A 17,504-nucleotide genomic window follows, 5' to 3' on the forward strand; every position below is an offset into this window, starting at 1 on the left:
CGCCTCCATGCCTGTGCATCAGGTCAAATGTGACACAGGACGGACAGTGGCAAGAGTACATGCCCTTTTTTACAAGGCAAAGACGGCAGGCGTCCCCAGCCTGCCGTCAGATCCGGACCTTACTGGAAAGCCGTCTCCGCAAAGCTGCGCAGCTTGCGCGAATGCAGGCGCTCCGGCGGCATGGAGCGTAGCTGCTCCATGGCCCGCATGCCGATTTCCAGATGCTGCGCCACCTGCCGCTTGTAGAAATCCGTCGCCATGCCCGGCAGCTTCAACTCGCCATGAAGCGGCTTGTCGGAGACACAGAGCAGCGTGCCGTAGGGCACACGGAAGCGGAAACCGTTGGCGGCGATGGTGGCGGACTCCATGTCCAGCGCGATGGCGCGGGACTGGGAGAAGCGCTGCACGAGGCCGCGCTGGTCCCACAGTTCCCAGTTCCGGTTGTCGATGGAGGCGACCGTGCCGGTGCGCATCACCTTCTTCAGTTCATAGCCGGAGAAACCGGTGACCTCGGCAACGGCGCTTTCCAGCGCCACCTGCACCTCGGCCAGAGGCGGGATCGGCACCCAAAGCGGCAGGTCCTGATCCAGCACATGGTCATCGCGGACATAGCCGTGGGCAAGCACATAGTCACCCAGCGTCTGGCTGTTGCGCAGGCCCGCGCAGTGGCCCAGCATCAGCCAGGCATGCGGCCGCAGCACAGCGATGTGGTCGGTGATGGTCTTGGCGTTGGAAGGGCCCACGCCGATGTTGACCATGGTGATGCCGGAATTGTCCGCCCGCTTCAGGTGATAGGCTGGCATCTGCGGCAGCTTGGCCGGCGCCGTGCCCGACGCGGGCGACTTCGAGCCAGCCAGCGTCAGCAGGTTGCCGGGCTCGACGAAGGCAGTGTAGCCGCTCTCCGGATCGGCAATTGCAACTTCCGCCATGCGGCAGAATTCGTCGATGTAGAACTGGTAGTTCGTGAAAAGCACGTAGTTCTGAAAATGCTCAGCCGCCGTCGCGGTGTAGTGCTGCAGGCGGTGGAGCGAATAGTCGATGCGCGGGCCGGTGAAAGGCGCCAGCGGCATGATGCCGTCCACCGGCTCATAGGTGCCGTTGGCGATGGCGTCATCCATCAGCGTCAGGTCCGGCAGATCGAACATGTCCGCCAGTGGCCGGTCACCGGGCATGGCCCCAGCACCTTCGACGTGAGTACCGTCATAGAAGGCGAAGTGCAGCGGGATCGGCGTCGTGCTGTCCCCCACATGCACCGGCACACCATGATTGCGGATCAATAGCGAGACCTGCTCCGTCAGATACTGCTGAAACAGGTCCGGCCGGGTGATTGTGGTGGCATGGATGCCGGGGCCGGAAACAAAACCGAACGGCATGCGGCTGTCGAGGCGCGAATGGCTCTCCGTGATCAGACGGATCTGCGGATAATAGGCCCTCACCCGGCCCTCGGGCGCCGTCCCTGCCACGAGATCGCGGAACGCGTCCCGGATGAAGGCGGTGTTGCGCTCGAACAGGTCCATCAACCGGGCGACGGCAGCGGCCGCATCGGTGAAGGGTTCCAGCGGCGCAGCGGGCGCCAGCACGAACGGGCGGGGATCCGTGAGGGGATTTCGGTAGGGCCGGTCTTTCAAATGCATTCTCCTTATTGTTCTTAACCGGACAGGCTCTAACAGAGACCCGTTCTCGTCAAGCCTTGGAAGTCAAATTTTGAAATATTTTTCACCCAGCGAATGATTTTGCATTTTTGGCCAAACTCAATGGCACGGCGATGACAAAAACCAACATGGTGAATCGTGCAGCGCACAATCGGGTGCCAGCGCCACTTTCTGACCATCCCGGCTGCCCGGGATGATGGTTAATGCGGACGGGCGCTTCCCGGCCCTGCCTTGCGGAAAAGCACGATATTTCCGCCAGTTTTTCCAAGGCCAAAAGTTAACCTGCCGACCGGGTTTCACAAACCTAAAGAAAGCATTGAAATCAAAAAGAAAAATTAGAGCGCGCCTTAACTCGCGATTTACCAGATCCGGTAACCATGAGCCTCGAAATTGCGTGAGGTGCTGCGTCGCAATGAAAGTTCTGCGTACTGGGGTGTCCTCTGTGACACCCCTTGAAACCCAAGACAATGCCGCCACTCCGGCCTGGCTGAACACGATCCTGAAGGGCGACTGCGTTGCCGCCCTCAGCAAGCTGCCCTCGAAGTCGGTGGATCTGGTGTTTGCCGATCCGCCCTACAATCTTCAGCTCGGCGGTGATCTTCACCGTCCCGATCAGTCGAAGGTGGATGCCTGCGACGATCACTGGGACCAGTTCGAGAGCTTCGAGGCCTATGATGCCTTCACCCGCGCATGGCTGCTGGCCGTGCACCGCGTGATGAAGGACGATGCCTCGCTCTATGTCATCGGCTCCTACCACAACATCTTCCGCGTCGGCGCGATCCTGCAGGATCTGGGCTTCTGGATCCAGAACGACATCGTCTGGATCAAGTCCAACCCGATGCCGAACTTCCGGGGCAAGCGCTTCACCAATGCCCATGAGACGATCATCTGGGCGTCGAAGTCGAAGGCCTCCAAGCCGGTATTCAACTACGATGCGCTGAAGACCTTCAACGAAGACCTTCAGATGCGCTCTGACTGGCACCTGCCGCTGTGCACCGGTGCGGAACGGCTGAAGGATGAGGACGGGCAGAAGGTTCATCCGACCCAGAAGCCGGAGTCCCTGCTCTACCGGGTGCTGACGGCTTCGTCCCGTCCGGGCGATGTGGTGCTTGACCCCTTCTTCGGCACCGGCACCACCGGCGCCGTCGCCAAGCGCCTTGGCCGCAATTTCATCGGCATCGAGCGCGAGCAGAGCTACATCGATGCAGCCACTGCCCGCATCAATGCCATCGTGCCGGCCGAGGGCGTGTCCCTCGACATGCAGAAGGGCAAGCGCGCCGAGCCGCGCATTCCCTTCGGCTCGCTGCTGGAAGCCGGCCTGCTGGAACCGGGCACGGAGCTGATCTGCCCGAAGGGCAAGCATCTGGCCATTGTGCGCGCTGACGGTTCGCTGGTCAGCGGCCAGCACTCCGGCTCCATCCACAAGGTGGGTGCGCTCGTTCAGGGCGCGGAAAGCTGCAATGGCTGGACCTTCTGGCATCTGAAGGACCGGGGCAGCTTCAACCCGGTGGATGACCTGCGCAAGGAACTCAGATCCCGCCTCTTCGCCTGATCCATAGGCGAAGGGCTGGACATTCGCGTCCCCGCGAATTCCCGGAACACCCCCGGCTCCCCGAGGCCGGGGGTGTTTTTTTGTGCGCCAGCCCGGCGCAGGGGGATTGACTCGCTCCTTATATATCCATAATTCTGGATATATGGATGAACTAGAAACCATCGCTGCCCTTGCAGCCCTTGCTCAGGCGACCCGCCTTCAGGCCTTCCGCGCACTCGTGCAGGCAGAACCTGATGGCATTGCCGCCGGTGACCTCGCCCAGCGCCTCGGCGTGCCACAGAACACGCTTTCCGCGCATCTGACGGTTCTTTCGCAAGCAGGGCTTGTCACAGGACTGCGGCAAGGACGCTCTATCGTCTACCACGCGAATCCCGAGCAGCTCAGGCAGATGATGCTCTACCTCCTGAAGGATTGCTGCGGCGGCAAGGCCAGCCTATGCGAGCCGCTGATCGCCGAGCTGACCGGAAGCTACACGGATACCTGTTCTCCGGCCTGTGCCACACCAGCCAGCAGCCGGATGCCATAAGGAGCCTGCCATGACCGAGAAAACCTACAATGTGCTGTTCCTCTGCACCGGAAATTCCGCCCGGTCCATCCTCGCCGAAGGCATTCTGAACGCGACAGGCGGCGGCCGGTTCCACGCCTATTCTGCGGGCAGCCAGCCAAAGGGCGCGGTTCATCCGCTGGCCCTCAAGACACTGGAAGCGCTCGGGTATCCGGCAGAAGGGTTCCGTTCCAAGAGCTGGGACGAATTCGCCGTGCCCGGCGCACCGCAGTTCGACTTCGTCTTCACAGTCTGCGACAACGCCGCTGGCGAAGCCTGCCCCGTGTGGCCCGGCCAGCCGATGACAGCCCATTGGGGCATCGAGGATCCTGCAGCCTTTGAAGGCGCAGCGTTCGAGAAGGAGCAGGCTTTCAGCCAGGCCGCCCGCTATCTCAAGAACCGCATCAGCGCCTTCCTCAATCTGCCGCTGTCCTCCATCGACGCCATGGCCCTGAAGAAGAAGCTTACCGACATCGGCACCCTTGAAGGTGCCACCACCCTTGCTGAAAAGGTGAAGTGATCCATGTCCCTGTTTGAACGCTACCTGACGCTGTGGGTGGGGCTGGCGATCATCGCCGGCATCGCCCTCGGCCACCTGCTGCCGCAGGTGTTCGAGGTGATCGGCACGCTGGAAATCGCCAAGGTCAACCTGCCCGTCGCCGTGCTGATCTGGCTGATGATCATCCCCATGCTGATGAAGATCGACTTTGCCGCCATCCGGCAAGTCGGCCAGCACTGGCGCGGCATGAGCATCACGCTGTTTTCGAACTGGGCGGTGAAGCCCTTTTCCATGGCGGTTCTCGGCTGGATCTTCATCGGCTGGCTGTTTGCCCCGCTTTTGCCGCAGGACCAGATCGACAGCTACATCGCCGGGCTGATCCTTCTTGGGGCCGCGCCCTGCACGGCCATGGTCTTCGTCTGGTCGAACCTGACAAGGGGCGACGCGCCTTTCACTCTGACGCAGGTTGCCCTCAATGACGCTGTGATGGTGCTGGCCTTCGCTCCCATCGTGGCGCTGCTGCTGGGCGTTTCCTCCATCATCGTGCCCTGGGATACGCTGCTGATCTCGGTTGCCCTGTTCATCGTCGTGCCGGTGATTGCCGCGCAGATGCTGCGCAAGGCGCTTGGGGCTGGAGATGGCCGGGCGCTGGCGCGCTTTCAGGAGCAGATCCAGCCTCTGTCCATCGGTGCGCTGCTGCTGACCGTCGTGCTGCTCTTCGCCTTCCAGGGCAGCCAGATCCTTGCCCAGCCGCTGGTGATCGCCCTGCTGGCCGTGCCGATCCTGCTGCAGACCGTGTTCATCTTCGGCTTTGCCTATATCCTCAACCGGGTGACCGGCGAAGCGCATTGCATCGCAGGCCCTTCCGCCCTGATCGGCGCCTCGAACTTCTTCGAGCTGGCCGTCGCCACAGCCATCAGCCTCTTCGGCTTCAATTCCGGCGCAGCGCTCGCCACCGTTGTCGGCGTGCTCATCGAGGTGCCGGTGATGCTGGCGCTGGTCGCCGTCGTCAACCGCAGCAAAGGCTGGTACGAGGCCTCCCGCGCCGTTTCTGCCCGCAGCATCACAGAAGGACAGGCCTGAACCATGGATGCCACGATCTATCACAATCCCGCCTGCGGCACCTCGCGCAACACGCTGGAGATGATCCGCAACGCCGGGATCGAGCCCACGGTCATCGAATATCTGAAGACCCCGCCCAGCCGCGAGGATCTGGCCGCGATGATCGCCGCCGCAGGCCTCACCGTGCGCGGCGCCCTGCGCGAGAAGGGCACGCCCTACGAGGAAATGGGCCTTGGCAACCCGGACCTTGATGATGCGGCGCTGCTCGACGCGATGATGCGCGAGCCCATCCTCATCAACCGCCCCTTCGTCGTCACCCCGCTCGGCACCCGCCTCTGCCGCCCCTCGGAAGTGGTGCTGGAGATCCTTCCGGACACCCACAAAGGCGCCTTCACCAAGGAAGACGGTGAAAAGGTTCTGGACGCGGACGGCAAGCGGATCAGCTGAGCGCGCTTCTGCACGCAGCTTTCAAGGCCCGGAGAACCCACTCCGGGCCTTTTTCACATGAATGAGCATCAGGCGTCCTTGCACGTGTGGGCATGTCCTGCCCGGAACGGTGACCCAGATGGACTTGATGCTGGCCGCTTTGGCCTACCGCTTTTTCAGGCAGAACCGCCAGCAGACACAGCCTCGTTCTCCCGGGGAAGCGGCTGCCGCCATGCTGGCCTCGCTTCTGCCGGCCCTTCCCCAGGACAGCTTGCCACCTTCCCCAAGCCTTCCTGCCGAAAGGACCACTGACATGCCTGCAAATCCCACGCCGATCCGGCCCGTCATTCCGGCCAACTTCCTGCTTGGCACCCTGCGCCTTGCCAACAATGCCGGTCAGTACAGCATCGAAGACGGCCAGTTTCCGAGCCTCTACTTCATCGACAATGTCGTGAACTTCATCCGTTACCGCCCCTTGCACCGGGACGGCTTTCTTATCTCCGAGAAGGCGGGCCGCGAAGTCTACATGTATGCAGGTCAGTGGAACGATGCCCTGACGATTCAGGCAAACCTTGCAGCCAACACGATCTACTCGGTCCAGCTTGGCAACAACAAGACAACGATCAATGCCAACCTGCTGGCTTCGCAAGCAAATCAGATGAGCACCCAGCAGCTCAACACATTCAACGCGGCCAACAATCCGATACCGATGGGACAAAACACGGTCTATATCAACGCAGGTCCCTTGCAGGGTTTGTTCTTCGGTGGCAGCGCAACCGCGACAAATAATAAGTATCAGCCCCTCAACATGCTGGATCTGGATCTGGCAAACATCAACACCACCACTGGCGCTCACTGGGGTCATTCGGTTGCCATGCCCCAGTCAATCACAAGCTTCTATGAGAGCCGTTTCCCCGGGCTGATGACCGCCCTGCTGCAAGCAGGCCAGAGCAAGCAGGAACTGACCATTCCCCTGCCCTCCACCGGACGCAGCCTGTCGATCCCGATCCGCAGCAATGTGCAGTATTTCCCGCGCACAATGTTCGATTCCAGCGCCGAGCAGCAATCCTTCCTGATGACAATGATCCGCAGCTTCTCCTGACGGATTGGCAGGCGGCGGGTTGTTGCCCGCCGCCTCGCCGCCAATGCCAAGGCGCTGAGATGCTGACGCATCACGCCTTGAAACGGCTCAAACGCCGCACGGGCTTGACCAACTCCCGATAAGTCAAGCTTATCGAGAGTTGGTATATCCTCACCCAAACGCCACCAGTGCCTTGCGGCGTTTGCCGGCGGCAAGGGTGAGGCGGTCGTTCGCGCCCAGATCGCCGCTGGAGATGCGGCGGCGCGGGTCGTCGGCGACGTTGCCGTTGAGGCGGACGCCGCTGCCTTCAACCAGACGCCGGGCGTCGCTGTTGGAGGCGGCAAAGCCGGTGGCGACCAGAAGCTCCAGCAAGCCCAGATCCTGTGCCAGCATGGCGAGCGGCAGGGTGTGCGTCGGCTCGGCGCTCATCTCGTCGCCGGAGAACAGCGCATCGCCCTGCTCCAGCGCGTGGCGGGCGGCATCGGCACCGTGGACGATGCCGGTGACATGGGTGGCCAGCAGCTTCTTCACCTCGTTGAGTTCGGCGCCTTGCAGATCGGACAGGCGCTCCACCTCGCTCAGGGGCAGCTCGGTGAAAAGCCGCAGGAAGCGCGGCACGTCCGCATCTGCCGTATTGCGCCAGAACTGCCAGAAGCCGAAGGGTGACAGGTGCTCCGGATGCAGCCAGACGGCGCCCGCCGCCGTCTTGCCCATCTTGGCCCCGCTCGCCGTGGTCACCAGCGGCACGGTCAGCCCGTGCAGCTTGCGCCCGTCGCGGCGGCCAAGCTCGACACCATTGATGATGTTGCCCCACTGGTCCGAACCGCCAACCTGAAGGCTGCAGCCATGGCGGCGGGAGAGCTCCAGAAAATCCACCGCCTGCAGCATCATGTAGCAGAATTCCAGCACGGTCAGCGGCATCTGCGCCTCTAGCCGGGACTTGACGCTGTCGAAGGTCATCATTCGGTTGACGGTGAAATGGCTGCCGTAGTCGCGCAGGAATTCGAGGAACTTCACTTCCGTCAGCCAGTCGGCATTGTCCACCAGCAGAGCGCCTTCTGCGCCGGAGAAGTCGATCAGCGTCTCCACCGAGCGGCGGATGCCGGCGATGTTGGCGGCAATCTGCTGCTTTTCGAGGATAGGCCGGGCCTCATTGCGGAAGCTGGGATCACCCACCTGGCTGGTGCCGCCGCCCAGAACGATGATGGGCCGGTGGCCGAGTTTCTGCAGCCAGCGCATGGTCATCAGCGGCATCAGGTGGCCGACATGCAGGCTCGCAGCCGTGGCATCAAAACCGGCATAGACCGTGACAGGACCTTCCGCGAGGCGCGCATCCAGCGCCTCCAGTTCCGTGGTCTGGTTGACGAGCCCACGCTCGAACAGCACCTGCAGAGCTTCGGATTTGAGCGGGCTGGCCGGTTTTCCGGCCTCGATCATATGCTGGGTCACTTACGGCTTCCTTCGGGAGTTTGCCCCTGTCAGGAGAGCCTTTGAAAACCAAAAAGCCGCCTGACGCGGCGGCTTTTTCGGGTTTGATCAAATGAGCAAGATCCTACGCAGCCGCCGGTATGGAGGTGACGTAATAAAAATACACAAAGGTGGCGGCGGTCTTGATCATGGCAGGATAGATGCCCCGGAACCATCCCGCCTGTCAAGCGGGCATGCAGGGCAAGAAGAGTGTCATGTCCCCGGTACCGTCAGCGGCTTGCATGAAAGACACAAAGTCAACACCTTGATAACCACGATTAAAGGTTGCATTTCCAAAGCTGTCACAATCATTACATCCGGCAGGTCTCCTTGTTTGCGTCAGTGAACGCAAGCAAAACACCATATCAACGGGAGACCCGGAAATGTCTGATACAACACCGCGCAACATCATCTATGCCCTGCGCCAGAACACCCCCATCACCGGCATCATCGGCAGCGACTTCACGCATGTGATCCTGTGCTTTCTTCTGCCCCAGACCAACGGCACCGTCGCGCCGAGCTGGGAGCTGCAGCAGTTTCTGGCCAAGCCCAATCTGGTGAGCCAGCTGCAGGAAGGCGGCAAGCGCAAGGTGATGGTTTCCATTGGCGGCGAAAACGTCCCGGCCGGCGGCTGGCAGGCAATGGCAGCAAATCTGCCGGCAGCGGCGGCCTCGATCGTCAGCTTCCTGAATACCTATGGCCTTGACGGCATCGACATCGACTACGAGGACACGGGAGCCATCTCCAACCCTTCAGGCTCAGGCTACGACCCTGTGGCCTTTCTCGCGGGCCTGTCTACTCAGGTGAAGGCAGCCCCCGGCACGCGTCTGATCAGCCACGCCCCTCAGCCGCCCTATCTCTATCCGGGCGCCTATTCCTCCTATCCGGAGGGGCCGTATCAGCGGGTCATGACCACTGCTCAGGGCGCGATCGACTGGCTCAACATCCAGTATTACAACAATCCGTGGTATGTTGGCGCCTCAGCTGCCGATCAGCAGCAGAAGGTGGCAGGTCTCAGTGGCGGCGGCTTCCCGTCCAGCATCGCAGACCTTTCCGTCTCGATTCCGCCGGAGAAGCTGGTGCTGGGCCGCGTCACCTCGACCGACAATGGCGGCTCCGGATATCTGGATGCAGCAACCACCGCAGCCAGCCTCGTTCAGCCGCTGACACAGCGTTTCGGCTCGCGCTTTGGCGGCGTGATGGGCTGGGAATTTTCGCTCGACACAAGCTCATCGGCCAATGCCAACGCCTGGGGCAGCGCCATGGCCGCGGCGATGAAGAGCTGAGATCAGCAGGAAGCCGGTGAGCAGTGCTCCAGTTCCGCCGGTTCCGGCATGACGGCTTTCTCCGGAAGGCCGTCACCATTGAGAAAGACAGTGAGGATACGGGCCAGGCTCTGGCCCGTGTTCTCACCCTGATGCGTCACACGCATGGCCTCCACCATGCACTCGCCCTGCCGGAAAAGACGCGTCTGCCCACCCTGATAGGTGACCCTAATCTCCCCCTCCAGCACATAGCAGAACACCGGGCAATGGTGCTGGTGCCAGCCGGTTACCTCCCCCGGCATCATGGAAACCACCAGCGGATGAATGGCGCAGCCCGTTGCCGGAAAACTCAGAAACTCGCCCGCGACCGTGAACCGGTGAAACCCCAGATCTTCGGCATTACCGTAAAGCACCGCCTGTTCGCCGTCCGGGATCTTGAATTGATGAACCATACCTGCCCTGGCATCCCCGTGCGCCCGCCATGTCCTCCCAGCCCCGGCAGAGCATATACAACGCATGGAAGTATCAATAATTTACTCCCGTGAAATTTGCGTAGAAGCGCAAGGCCGCAAGAAAAAGGCCCGGCAGTTACGCCGGGCCTTTGGTGCATTCAGACTGGCTGCGTGCTTACTCCGCCGCAGCCGGGGTGACGCTGGCCGGGGCAGGTTCGCTCCAGGTGAGAACCGGGCTACGGGCGGCGCGGGTTTCATCGAGGCGGCGGCGCGGGGCAAGGTAGGGCGCGCCGGTGAAGCGCTCCGTCTCGCCGCGCTTGGCGGACATGACGAGATCCCGCAGCGTGGCGACGAACAGATCCAGCGCTGCCCGGCTTTCGGACTCGGTCGGCTCAATCAGCATCGCGCCATGGACGACCAGCGGGAAGTACATGGTCATCGGGTGATAGCCCTCATCGATCATCGCCTTGGCAAAATCGAGAGTGGTGACGCCCGTGTCCTTGAGGAAGCTGTCATCGAACAGCACCTCATGCATGCAGGGGCGCTCGCCGAAGGGCAGGCTCATCAGGTCCTGCAGGCCAACGCGGACATAGTTCGCATTCAGCACCGCATCCTCGGAGGCAAGACGCAGCCCGTCCGAGCCGTGGCTCAGCATGTAGGTCAGCGCCCGGACGAACATGCCCATCTGGCCGTGGAAGGCGGTCATGCGGCCGAACGGCTTTTCGCCATCCTTGAGGCCGGCTTCCGTTTCCACCAGTTCCAGCCCGCTGTCCGACTTGCGAACGAAGGGCAGCGGCGCGAACGGGGCAAGACGGCTCGACAGAACCACCGGGCCGGAGCCCGGTCCGCCGCCGCCATGCGGGGTGGAGAAGGTCTTGTGCAGGTTGATGTGCATCGCGTCGATGCCCAGATCCCCCGGACGCGCCTTGCCGACGATGGCGTTAAAGTTGGCGCCGTCGCAGTAGAAATAGGCGTTGGCGGCGTGGATGGCGGCGGCAATCTCCATGATGTCGCGCTCGAACAGCCCGCAGGTGTTCGGGTTGGTCAGCATGATGGCGGCGATGTTGCCGTCATTCTCCGCAATCGCCTTCTTCACCGAGGCCAGATCCACCGTGCCGTCGTCCTTGGCGTCGATGGCAACGACCTTGAAGCCGAGGAGCGCAGCGGTGGCCGGGTTGGTGCCATGGGCACTTTCCGGCACCAGCACGATCTTCGGATCACGCCCCGCAGCGATATGCGCGGCCTTGATCGCCATCATGCCGCACTGCTCGCCATGGGCGCCGGCCTTCGGGCTCATGGCCACGGCGGTGGTGCCGGTCAGCTCCATCAGCCAGTCGCCCAGCTCGGAGATGAGCTCCACGGCGCCCTTGACGGTCGACAGCGGCTGCAGCGGGTGAATGTCGCCAAAGCCCGGCACGCGCGCCATCTTTTCGTTGAGGCGCGGGTTGTGCTTCATGGTGCAGGAGCCGAGCGGATAAAGCCCGCTGTCGATGGCGTAATTGTTGCGCGACAGACGCACGTAATGGCGCATCGTCTCCGGCTCGGAAAGGCCCGGCAGGCCGATCTTCGCCGTGCGGGCGTGGGTGCCCAGCTCCGCCTCGAAAGCCTCCGGCTCGTCCAGATCAACGCCCGCCACATCGAGGCGGCCGATCTCGAACAGCAGCGGCTCTTCCATGTCGAGCGCACGGTTGCCGGTGAAGGTCTTGGGCCGGAAAGCCGCGCCCGCATCGCCCGCAGCGGTCGGGCGTCCCTGTGTGTTCATGCTCATGCCAGCACCTCCTTGAGCGCGGCTGCGAAGGCAGCGCGGTCTTCATCGGTGTTGATTTCGGTCGAAGCGACAACGAGAAGGTTCGCAAGGTCCTTGTTGCGCGGCTCCAGCCGCGACACCGGCACACCGGCGAGGATGCCCCGTTCGGCCAGCGCCTCGACAACCTGATCCGCCACCTTCGGCAGAGCGATGGTGAACTCGTTGAAATAGGCCTTGTTCAGCACGTCAACGCCCGGCACGGCGGCCAGCAGCTTCTTCAGCTTCACCGCATTGGCGTGATTGATCCGGGCAAGGCGCGTCAGACCGGCTTCGCCCAGCAGCGTCATGTGGATGGTGAAGGCCAGCGCGCAGAGGCCGGAGTTGGTGCAGATGTTCGACGTCGCCTTTTCGCGGCGGATGTGCTGCTCACGTGTGGAGAGCGTCAGCACGAAGCCGCGCTTGCCTTCCGCATCCACGGTCTCGCCGCACAGGCGCCCCGGCATCTGGCGCATGTATTTCTGCTTCGTGGCGAAGAGGCCAACGTAAGGACCGCCGAAATTGAGACCATTGCCGATGGACTGGCCTTCGCCGACGACGATATCCGCGCCTTGCGTACCAGCCGGTTCGATCAGACCCAGCGACACCACCTCGGTGAAGACGGCGATCAGCAGCGCCCCATGGGCGTGGGCCTTCTCGGCAATCGGCTTCAGGTCGATGATCTGGCCATAGAAGGACGGCGACTGCACGACGACGCAGGACGTCTCGCCGTCGATGGCCGCCAGAATGTCCTCGGTGCCCATCGGGTCGGCAGGGAGCGCTTCCACCTTGTCACCGGAAAGGTTGGACAGGCCTTCGACCACGGCACGGTATTGCGGATGCAGCCCGCCGGAGAGCACCGCCTTGTTGCGGCGGGTGACGCGGTGCGCCATCAGCACGGCTTCGCCGGTGCCGGTGGAGCCGTCATACATGGAGGCGTTAGCCACTTCCATGCCGGTGAGGCGCGCGACCTGCGTCTGGAACTCGAAGAGGTACTGCAAGGTGCCTTGCGTGATTTCCGGCTGATAGGGCGTGTAGGAGGTGAGGAACTCGGAGCGCTGGATCAGGTGATCCACCGTCGCCGGAACGTGATGGCGGTAGGCGCCTGCCCCCACAAAGAAGGGCACAGTACCGGCGGCGATATTCTTGCCGGCCATGCGGTTCAGGTGGCGCTCCACCTCGATCTCGGACTTGCGCCTGGGCAGGTCGACGAGGCCCTTGAGGCGGGCGGCTTCCGGGATATCGGCAAACAGGTCATCAATCGAAGACACGCCGACGCGCGCCAGCATGTCGGCGCGGTCTGTGTCGGAAAGCGGCAGATAACGCATCGGGTTTACGTCCCTTCATGCGGTTGCGGAGCAACGAGGCGCACCGGGCCGGGCGCCACGACGATTTCACATTTCACCGAGTTGGCGATGAAGCACATCTCATGCGCCTTCTCGTGCAGTTCGGCGAGCCGGGCCGGGTCTGGCTGGCTGTCCGCGATGATCGCCATCACGGGGCGCAGGGTGACACGGGTGATGCCCATGCGCCCCGGCGCAATGCGGCTCATTTCCGCCTCTGCCCTGTCCTCGTAAGCCTCGATCAGCAGCCCGTCGCGGCGGGCCAGATCAAGGAAGGTCATCATGTGGCAGGAGGAGATGGCCGCAGCAAAGGCCTCTTCCGGGTCCACGGCTTCGGGCACCGAATGGGGCAGCGGCACGACGGTGGGCGAGGCAGAGGCTGGCACCTCCACACCGCCGTCAAAGCGCCAGGTATGGCCGCGGGAGTAGCGTCCAGTGCGGAACTCGCCCTCGCGGCGCCAGATCACTTCGGCGGTGTAGAGGTGGCCGGGCATGGCTTAAAGCGATCCCACGTAGGTCTTGTAGGCGTCTTCGTCCATCAGTTCCGAAAGCTCGCCCTCGTTGGAGATGCGCAGCTTCATGAACCAGGCCGAACCTTCAGGGTCTTCATTCACATTGGCCGGATTGTCGGAAAGCTTGGTGTTGACCTCGACAACCTCACCGCTGACCGGGGCATAGACCTCGCTGGCGGCCTTCACCGATTCCACCACGGCGGCATCATCGCCCTGCGAGACGGTGCGGCCAACTTCTGGCAGTTCCACATAGACCACATCGCCAAGCTGGCTCTGGGCATAGGTGGTGATGCCGACGGTGGCGACGCCGCCGTCAACGGCAACCCATTCATGATCCTTGGAGTAATAGGTCGTCATTCTCTGGTCTCCAGACTGGATGATCTTCTGTTTCTGAACGGCTCACGCCTTGGCGGCGCGCACGTAACGGTGCTCCACGAAAGGCATCGTGGTAACGGTGGCTTCCAGCTCCTTGCCGCGCACAATGAGCGCAAGCTTCGTGCCGGGGGCGGAATGGGCAGCGGCAACATAGCCCATGGCGATGGGCTGGCCGAGGGTCGGGGCAAAGCCGCCGGAAGTGACGGTGCCGATAGCCTCGCTGCCGCCGGGCAGACGGATCTCAGCCCCCTCACGGGCAGGAGCACGGCCTTCCAGCTTCAGGCCGACACGCTTGCGGGCCGGGCCTGCAGCGAGTTCGCCCTGAACACGGGCGGCGCCGGGGAAGCCGCCTTCCTCGCGGCGGCGCTTCTGCAGGATGAAGGTGATGTCGCCCTCGACCGGCGAGGTGCTCTCGTCCAGATCGTGGCCATAAAGGCAGAGCCCGGCTTCAAGGCGCAGGCTGTCGCGCGCACCAAGACCAATCGGCTTCACCCGCTCGTCCGCCAGCAGCGCCTTGACGATGGCCTCCGCAGCGTCTGCGGGAACGGACATTTCCACCCCGTCCTCGCCGGTATAACCGGAGCGCGACACATGGCAGCGGATGCCGTCGAAGTCCATCCAGGCCGCACTCATGAAGCCGAGGCTGGCCGCTTCCGGCGCATGCTGGGCAACGGCAGCAACAGCCTCCGGCCCCTGCACGGCGATCAGAGCGCGGTCCTCGACAATTTCAAGGCGCACGCCCTCAGGCAGGGCTGCGGCGATCAGCGGATAGTCCACGTCCTTGCGCGAGGCATTGACCACCAGGAACAGGCGGCCATCATCCTCTTCCGCCACAGGGCGGGTGACCATCAGGTCATCAACGATGCCGCCTTCTGCGTTGAGCAGAACCGTGTAGCGCTGCTTGCCGCGGCCAAGCTCCACCATGTTGGAGGGCACAAGAGCCTCCAGCGCACGGGCGGTGGTGGCGTGGTCCGGGCCGATGAGCCAGGCCTGGCCCATATGCGACACGTCGAACAACCCGGCAGCGGCGCGTGTGTGGAGATGTTCGGTCAGGATGCCGGCGGGATATTGCACGGGCATCTCATAGCCCGCGAAAGGCACCATGCGGGCGCCAAGCGCCACATGCAGGTCATGAAGGGGGGTACGCTTCAGGTCCGCCTCAGGGGCGGCCGCAGAATCAGTCGTGGCCATCAAGGGTCCTCGTCGTCAGTGGCGCAAGGACAGACCTGTAACGGCCCATCCGCACCCCCTCTGTCCGAGTACCTGAGAGATTTCCCGCCCGGCGCACGAATGCAGCCGGAAGGTTACTCCTTCGGTGAGACCTCACGCATCAGCATGCGAGGCCTGCTTTCCAGAGCGTCAAAGCGAAGCGGTCCTTTTGCCTGAGAGTTTCCGGGGTGGTTGCTCCTTCGGCGCTGTCTCAGATCCCCCGCATTGCTGCAGGGCACCTCTCCAGCCTCTCCCGCTGTCGCCTTTTTGAACCGCCAGCGTCTGCATCACCAAATGCAGCCGCTGCCGCTCCGCCCACCCGTCACGACCCGGGTGAGCAACGCGATTGTCTATTTCCGTCCTGCCCTTGTCAATATGCGCCATCCTGAGACGGATAGGTATTCCCGTCCCGTTTGACGGCAAGGGTTAAGAACGTCCCCACAGGCCTCAGCGGCGCTTCGTCCGCTGCGGTGCGCCTTCGTCAAAGCCGAAGACGATCTTGAGCGAGGTATCACGCGGCACCACGAAGGAATCTTCAACCAGCGACCAGGTCGCGGCCGGAGCACCAGCTGCAGCCGACACGGAGACAGACAGAAGCTGAGAGACCACCGGGGTGGCATCCGAAACGCCCTGCGGGATGATGGCAACACGCACCGGCAGCTTGATTTCACCGCCCGGCCATGCAGGGCCAGGCGTCACGCGGCCTGCAAGACCAACCTTGATGCGGGTCTGCTCCCCCTCGCGGCGGCACTCGCGCGCCCAATCCTCGAGATTGGCCTGATAGAGCAGCGCACGGGCATCATGCTCCTTGCCGCGCTCGTATTTGGTGATGAGGAACGTGTCGGACTGCAGCTCGATCGTCGGGCAATAGGGCTGCTTTTCGAAGGCCTGAGGATCAACCTCGATCGGCCCCTTGCCGCCGGTCACGATCTTCTGCGTCAGGCTGGGGCCTGCCGGCGCACCGCCCGCATCAGCGGAATCACCGCCGCCGAATGACATGCAGCCGGAAAGGAGCCCCGCCAGCGCGGCAAAGGTGGCCACGCGGCCTGCGGCAGAACGGGCGGAAATGCGTTCGACTTGCAGCATTCAGAAGTTCCACTTCACTCGAAACCTGTTCGCCGGTCTATAACAGGCCACATCCGTTTTGGCGAGACGCAGCCTGCCTGTATGGATGCACGGCGCAGAATGCAGGGCTTGCCCCGCAGCAATGCGCATGCTTCCCCTTGACAGGCCATGGGGTGATCACTCTATTGCCCCCATGAGCCACGCTCAAGGACCTGACATGACCGGCAATCATGGCGCTCTTCCGGCGCTGGACGTGAAATTGTGTGCACCGCGCGGCTTCTGCGCAGGGGTGGACCGTGCCATCCAGATCGTCGAACTGGCGCTGGAGAAGTTCGGCCGCCCGGTCTATGTGCGCCACGAGATCGTGCATAACCGGTTTGTGGTTGACGGGCTGAAGGCCAAGGGCGCCGTTTTCGTCGAAGAGCTTGACGAGATCCCGGCAGACCAGCGCGACCGCCCGGTGATCTTTTCCGCCCATGGCGTGCCCAAGTCCGTGCCGGAAGACGCGCGCGGGCGGAACATGTTCTTCCTCGACGCCACCTGCCCGCTCGTCTCCAAGGTGCACAAGGAAGCAGAGATCCACGACCGGCGCGACCGTGAGATCCTGCTGATCGGCCACGCCGGCCACCCGGAAGTGATCGGCACCATGGGCCAGCTGCCGGAGGGCACGGTTTTCCTGATCGAGACGGAAGAGGATGCGCGCAACTATCAGCCGCGCACCGGCCGTCAGCTTGCCTTCATCACCCAGACAACCCTTTCGGTGGACGACACCAAGGGCATTGTCGAGGTGCTGAAGCTGCGCTTCCCTGATATCGTCGCCCCGCACAAGGAAGACATCTGCTACGCAACGACCAACCGCCAGGATGCGGTGAAGGTGGTGGCGCCGCAGGTGGATGCAATGATCGTGGTCGGCGCGCCCAATTCCTCCAACTCCCAGCGCCTGCGCGAAGTGGCCGAACGGGCCGGATGCCGCAAGGCCGTGCTGGTGCAGCGGGCCTCGGACATCGACTGGGCCGATTTCGAGGGCATTTCCAGCCTTGGCCTGACGGCAGGCGCCTCTGCGCCCGAAACGCTGGTCGAGGAAATCATCGCCGCCTTTGCAGAGCGCTTCACCGTGACGGTGAACGAGGTGCGCACCGCGGAAGAAACCATCGCCTTCAACCTGCCGCGCGAGCTTCGCACCATGGCAGACGTTCCCAGCGCAGCCGAGTAGCCCC

General features: G+C 63.0%; 17 protein-coding genes and 2 riboswitches. Of the genes, 8 read left to right on the top strand and 9 right to left on the bottom strand.

Going from position 1 to position 17,504, the window contains the following annotated elements; translation table 11 throughout:
- Positions 1–119: 119 nt before the first annotated feature.
- Positions 120–1,634 carry an AMP nucleosidase gene (locus H163_RS0103120; protein WP_051105304.1) on the bottom strand — a complete coding sequence of 505 codons (1,515 nt, stop codon included), beginning with the start codon at positions 1,632–1,634 and terminating at the stop codon, positions 120–122.
- Between the two features lie 430 nt (positions 1,635–2,064).
- On the opposite strand from H163_RS0103120, the gene H163_RS0103125 reads away from it, so the two are divergent.
- From H163_RS0103125 to H163_RS0103150, 6 genes are all read left to right on the top strand, one after another.
- Positions 2,065–3,204 (top strand): site-specific DNA-methyltransferase, encoded by a 1,140-nt coding sequence (locus H163_RS0103125; RefSeq protein WP_019963089.1) that lies wholly within the window; start codon positions 2,065–2,067, stop codon positions 3,202–3,204.
- A 142-nt stretch (positions 3,205–3,346) separates the two neighbouring features.
- On the top strand, positions 3,347–3,730 hold the full coding sequence (locus tag H163_RS0103130) for an ArsR/SmtB family transcription factor (protein WP_019963090.1): 384 nt from the start codon (positions 3,347–3,349) through the stop codon (positions 3,728–3,730).
- Positions 3,731–3,740: 10 nt separating this feature from the next.
- Positions 3,741–4,268: an arsenate reductase ArsC gene (locus tag H163_RS0103135; protein ID WP_019963091.1), complete on the top strand. Its 528-nt coding sequence runs from the start codon at positions 3,741–3,743 to the stop codon at positions 4,266–4,268.
- 3 nt (positions 4,269–4,271) lie between these two features.
- Positions 4,272–5,330 (top strand): ACR3 family arsenite efflux transporter, encoded by a 1,059-nt coding sequence (gene arsB / locus H163_RS0103140; protein ID WP_019963092.1) that lies wholly within the window; start codon positions 4,272–4,274, stop codon positions 5,328–5,330.
- 3 nt (positions 5,331–5,333) lie between these two features.
- Complete coding sequence (gene arsC, locus H163_RS0103145; protein WP_019963093.1) at positions 5,334–5,756, top strand: arsenate reductase (glutaredoxin); 423 nt, start codon at positions 5,334–5,336, stop codon at positions 5,754–5,756.
- Positions 5,757–6,048: 292 nt separating this feature from the next.
- Positions 6,049–6,837, top strand: coding sequence for a hypothetical protein (locus tag H163_RS0103150; protein WP_147290391.1), 789 nt, complete (start codon positions 6,049–6,051; stop codon positions 6,835–6,837).
- A gap of 150 nt (positions 6,838–6,987) precedes the next feature.
- Here the strand turns inward: H163_RS0103150 and tyrS are convergent, their stop codons facing one another.
- Positions 6,988–8,253: a tyrosine--tRNA ligase gene (gene tyrS / locus H163_RS0103155; protein WP_019963095.1), complete on the bottom strand. Its 1,266-nt coding sequence runs from the start codon at positions 8,251–8,253 to the stop codon at positions 6,988–6,990.
- Positions 8,254–8,666: 413 nt separating this feature from the next.
- Between tyrS and H163_RS0103160 the strand changes: the two genes are divergently transcribed.
- On the top strand, positions 8,667–9,569 hold the full coding sequence (locus H163_RS0103160) for a glycoside hydrolase family 18 protein (RefSeq protein WP_019963096.1): 903 nt from the start codon (positions 8,667–8,669) through the stop codon (positions 9,567–9,569).
- Between the two features lie 2 nt (positions 9,570–9,571).
- On the opposite strand, the gene H163_RS23570 is transcribed toward H163_RS0103160, so the two are convergent.
- The 7 genes from H163_RS23570 to H163_RS0103195 form a co-directional block, all read right to left on the bottom strand.
- Positions 9,572–10,000, bottom strand: coding sequence for a cupin domain-containing protein (locus H163_RS23570; protein WP_019963097.1), 429 nt, complete (start codon positions 9,998–10,000; stop codon positions 9,572–9,574).
- 175 nt (positions 10,001–10,175) lie between these two features.
- Entirely contained in the window at positions 10,176–11,768 is a 1,593-nt protein-coding gene (gene gcvPB / locus H163_RS0103170; RefSeq protein WP_019963098.1) for an aminomethyl-transferring glycine dehydrogenase subunit GcvPB, read from the bottom strand.
- Positions 11,765–13,111 carry an aminomethyl-transferring glycine dehydrogenase subunit GcvPA gene (gene gcvPA / locus H163_RS0103175; protein ID WP_019963099.1) on the bottom strand — a complete coding sequence of 449 codons (1,347 nt, stop codon included), beginning with the start codon at positions 13,109–13,111 and terminating at the stop codon, positions 11,765–11,767. Before gcvPA ends, gcvPB begins: the two co-directional genes overlap by 4 nt.
- Before the next feature lie 5 nt (positions 13,112–13,116).
- Positions 13,117–13,620, bottom strand: a complete 504-nt coding sequence (locus tag H163_RS0103180) for an OsmC family protein (protein WP_019963100.1) — start codon at positions 13,618–13,620, stop codon at positions 13,117–13,119.
- A gap of 3 nt (positions 13,621–13,623) precedes the next feature.
- Positions 13,624–13,995, bottom strand: coding sequence for a glycine cleavage system protein GcvH (gene gcvH, locus H163_RS0103185; RefSeq protein WP_019963101.1), 372 nt, complete (start codon positions 13,993–13,995; stop codon positions 13,624–13,626).
- Positions 13,996–14,037: 42 nt separating this feature from the next.
- Positions 14,038–15,204, bottom strand: a complete 1,167-nt coding sequence (gene gcvT, locus H163_RS0103190; RefSeq protein WP_019963102.1) for a glycine cleavage system aminomethyltransferase GcvT — start codon at positions 15,202–15,204, stop codon at positions 14,038–14,040.
- 58 nt (positions 15,205–15,262) lie between these two features.
- A riboswitch (glycine riboswitch) is annotated at positions 15,263–15,370 on the bottom strand.
- 3 nt (positions 15,371–15,373) lie between these two features.
- Positions 15,374–15,488: riboswitch (glycine riboswitch) on the bottom strand.
- 181 nt (positions 15,489–15,669) lie between these two features.
- Positions 15,670–16,308: a hypothetical protein gene (locus H163_RS0103195; protein WP_019963103.1), complete on the bottom strand. Its 639-nt coding sequence runs from the start codon at positions 16,306–16,308 to the stop codon at positions 15,670–15,672.
- Positions 16,309–16,504: 196 nt separating this feature from the next.
- On the opposite strand from H163_RS0103195, the gene ispH reads away from it, so the two are divergent.
- Complete coding sequence (ispH, locus tag H163_RS0103200) at positions 16,505–17,500, top strand: 4-hydroxy-3-methylbut-2-enyl diphosphate reductase (protein WP_019963104.1); 996 nt, start codon at positions 16,505–16,507, stop codon at positions 17,498–17,500.
- Positions 17,501–17,504: the final 4 nt, after the last annotated feature.

It is taken from the genome of Pannonibacter phragmitetus DSM 14782 (assembly GCF_000382365.1).
Lineage (GTDB): Bacteria > Pseudomonadota > Alphaproteobacteria > Rhizobiales > Stappiaceae > Pannonibacter > Pannonibacter phragmitetus.

Coding starts and splice junctions, on each gene's coding strand:
- H163_RS0103160 (WP_019963096.1), top strand. CDS start 8,667: ATGTCTGATACAACACCGCGCAACATCATCTATGCCCTGCGCCAGAAC.
- gcvH (WP_019963101.1), bottom strand. CDS start 13,995: ATGACGACCTATTACTCCAAGGATCATGAATGGGTTGCCGTTGACGGC.
- gcvPA (WP_019963099.1), bottom strand. CDS start 13,111: ATGCGTTATCTGCCGCTTTCCGACACAGACCGCGCCGACATGCTGGCG.
- gcvT (WP_019963102.1), bottom strand. CDS start 15,204: ATGGCCACGACTGATTCTGCGGCCGCCCCTGAGGCGGACCTGAAGCGT.
- arsB (WP_019963092.1), top strand. CDS start 4,272: ATGTCCCTGTTTGAACGCTACCTGACGCTGTGGGTGGGGCTGGCGATC.
- H163_RS0103120 (WP_051105304.1), bottom strand. CDS start 1,634: ATGCATTTGAAAGACCGGCCCTACCGAAATCCCCTCACGGATCCCCGC.
- H163_RS0103130 (WP_019963090.1), top strand. CDS start 3,347: ATGGATGAACTAGAAACCATCGCTGCCCTTGCAGCCCTTGCTCAGGCG.
- tyrS (WP_019963095.1), bottom strand. CDS start 8,253: ATGATCGAGGCCGGAAAACCGGCCAGCCCGCTCAAATCCGAAGCTCTG.
- H163_RS23570 (WP_019963097.1), bottom strand. CDS start 10,000: ATGGTTCATCAATTCAAGATCCCGGACGGCGAACAGGCGGTGCTTTAC.
- H163_RS0103180 (WP_019963100.1), bottom strand. CDS start 13,620: ATGCCCGGCCACCTCTACACCGCCGAAGTGATCTGGCGCCGCGAGGGC.
- ispH (WP_019963104.1), top strand. CDS start 16,505: ATGACCGGCAATCATGGCGCTCTTCCGGCGCTGGACGTGAAATTGTGT.
- H163_RS0103135 (WP_019963091.1), top strand. CDS start 3,741: ATGACCGAGAAAACCTACAATGTGCTGTTCCTCTGCACCGGAAATTCC.
- H163_RS0103150 (WP_147290391.1), top strand. CDS start 6,049: ATGCCTGCAAATCCCACGCCGATCCGGCCCGTCATTCCGGCCAACTTC.
- H163_RS0103195 (WP_019963103.1), bottom strand. CDS start 16,308: ATGCTGCAAGTCGAACGCATTTCCGCCCGTTCTGCCGCAGGCCGCGTG.
- arsC (WP_019963093.1), top strand. CDS start 5,334: ATGGATGCCACGATCTATCACAATCCCGCCTGCGGCACCTCGCGCAAC.
- H163_RS0103125 (WP_019963089.1), top strand. CDS start 2,065: ATGAAAGTTCTGCGTACTGGGGTGTCCTCTGTGACACCCCTTGAAACC.
- gcvPB (WP_019963098.1), bottom strand. CDS start 11,768: ATGAGCATGAACACACAGGGACGCCCGACCGCTGCGGGCGATGCGGGC.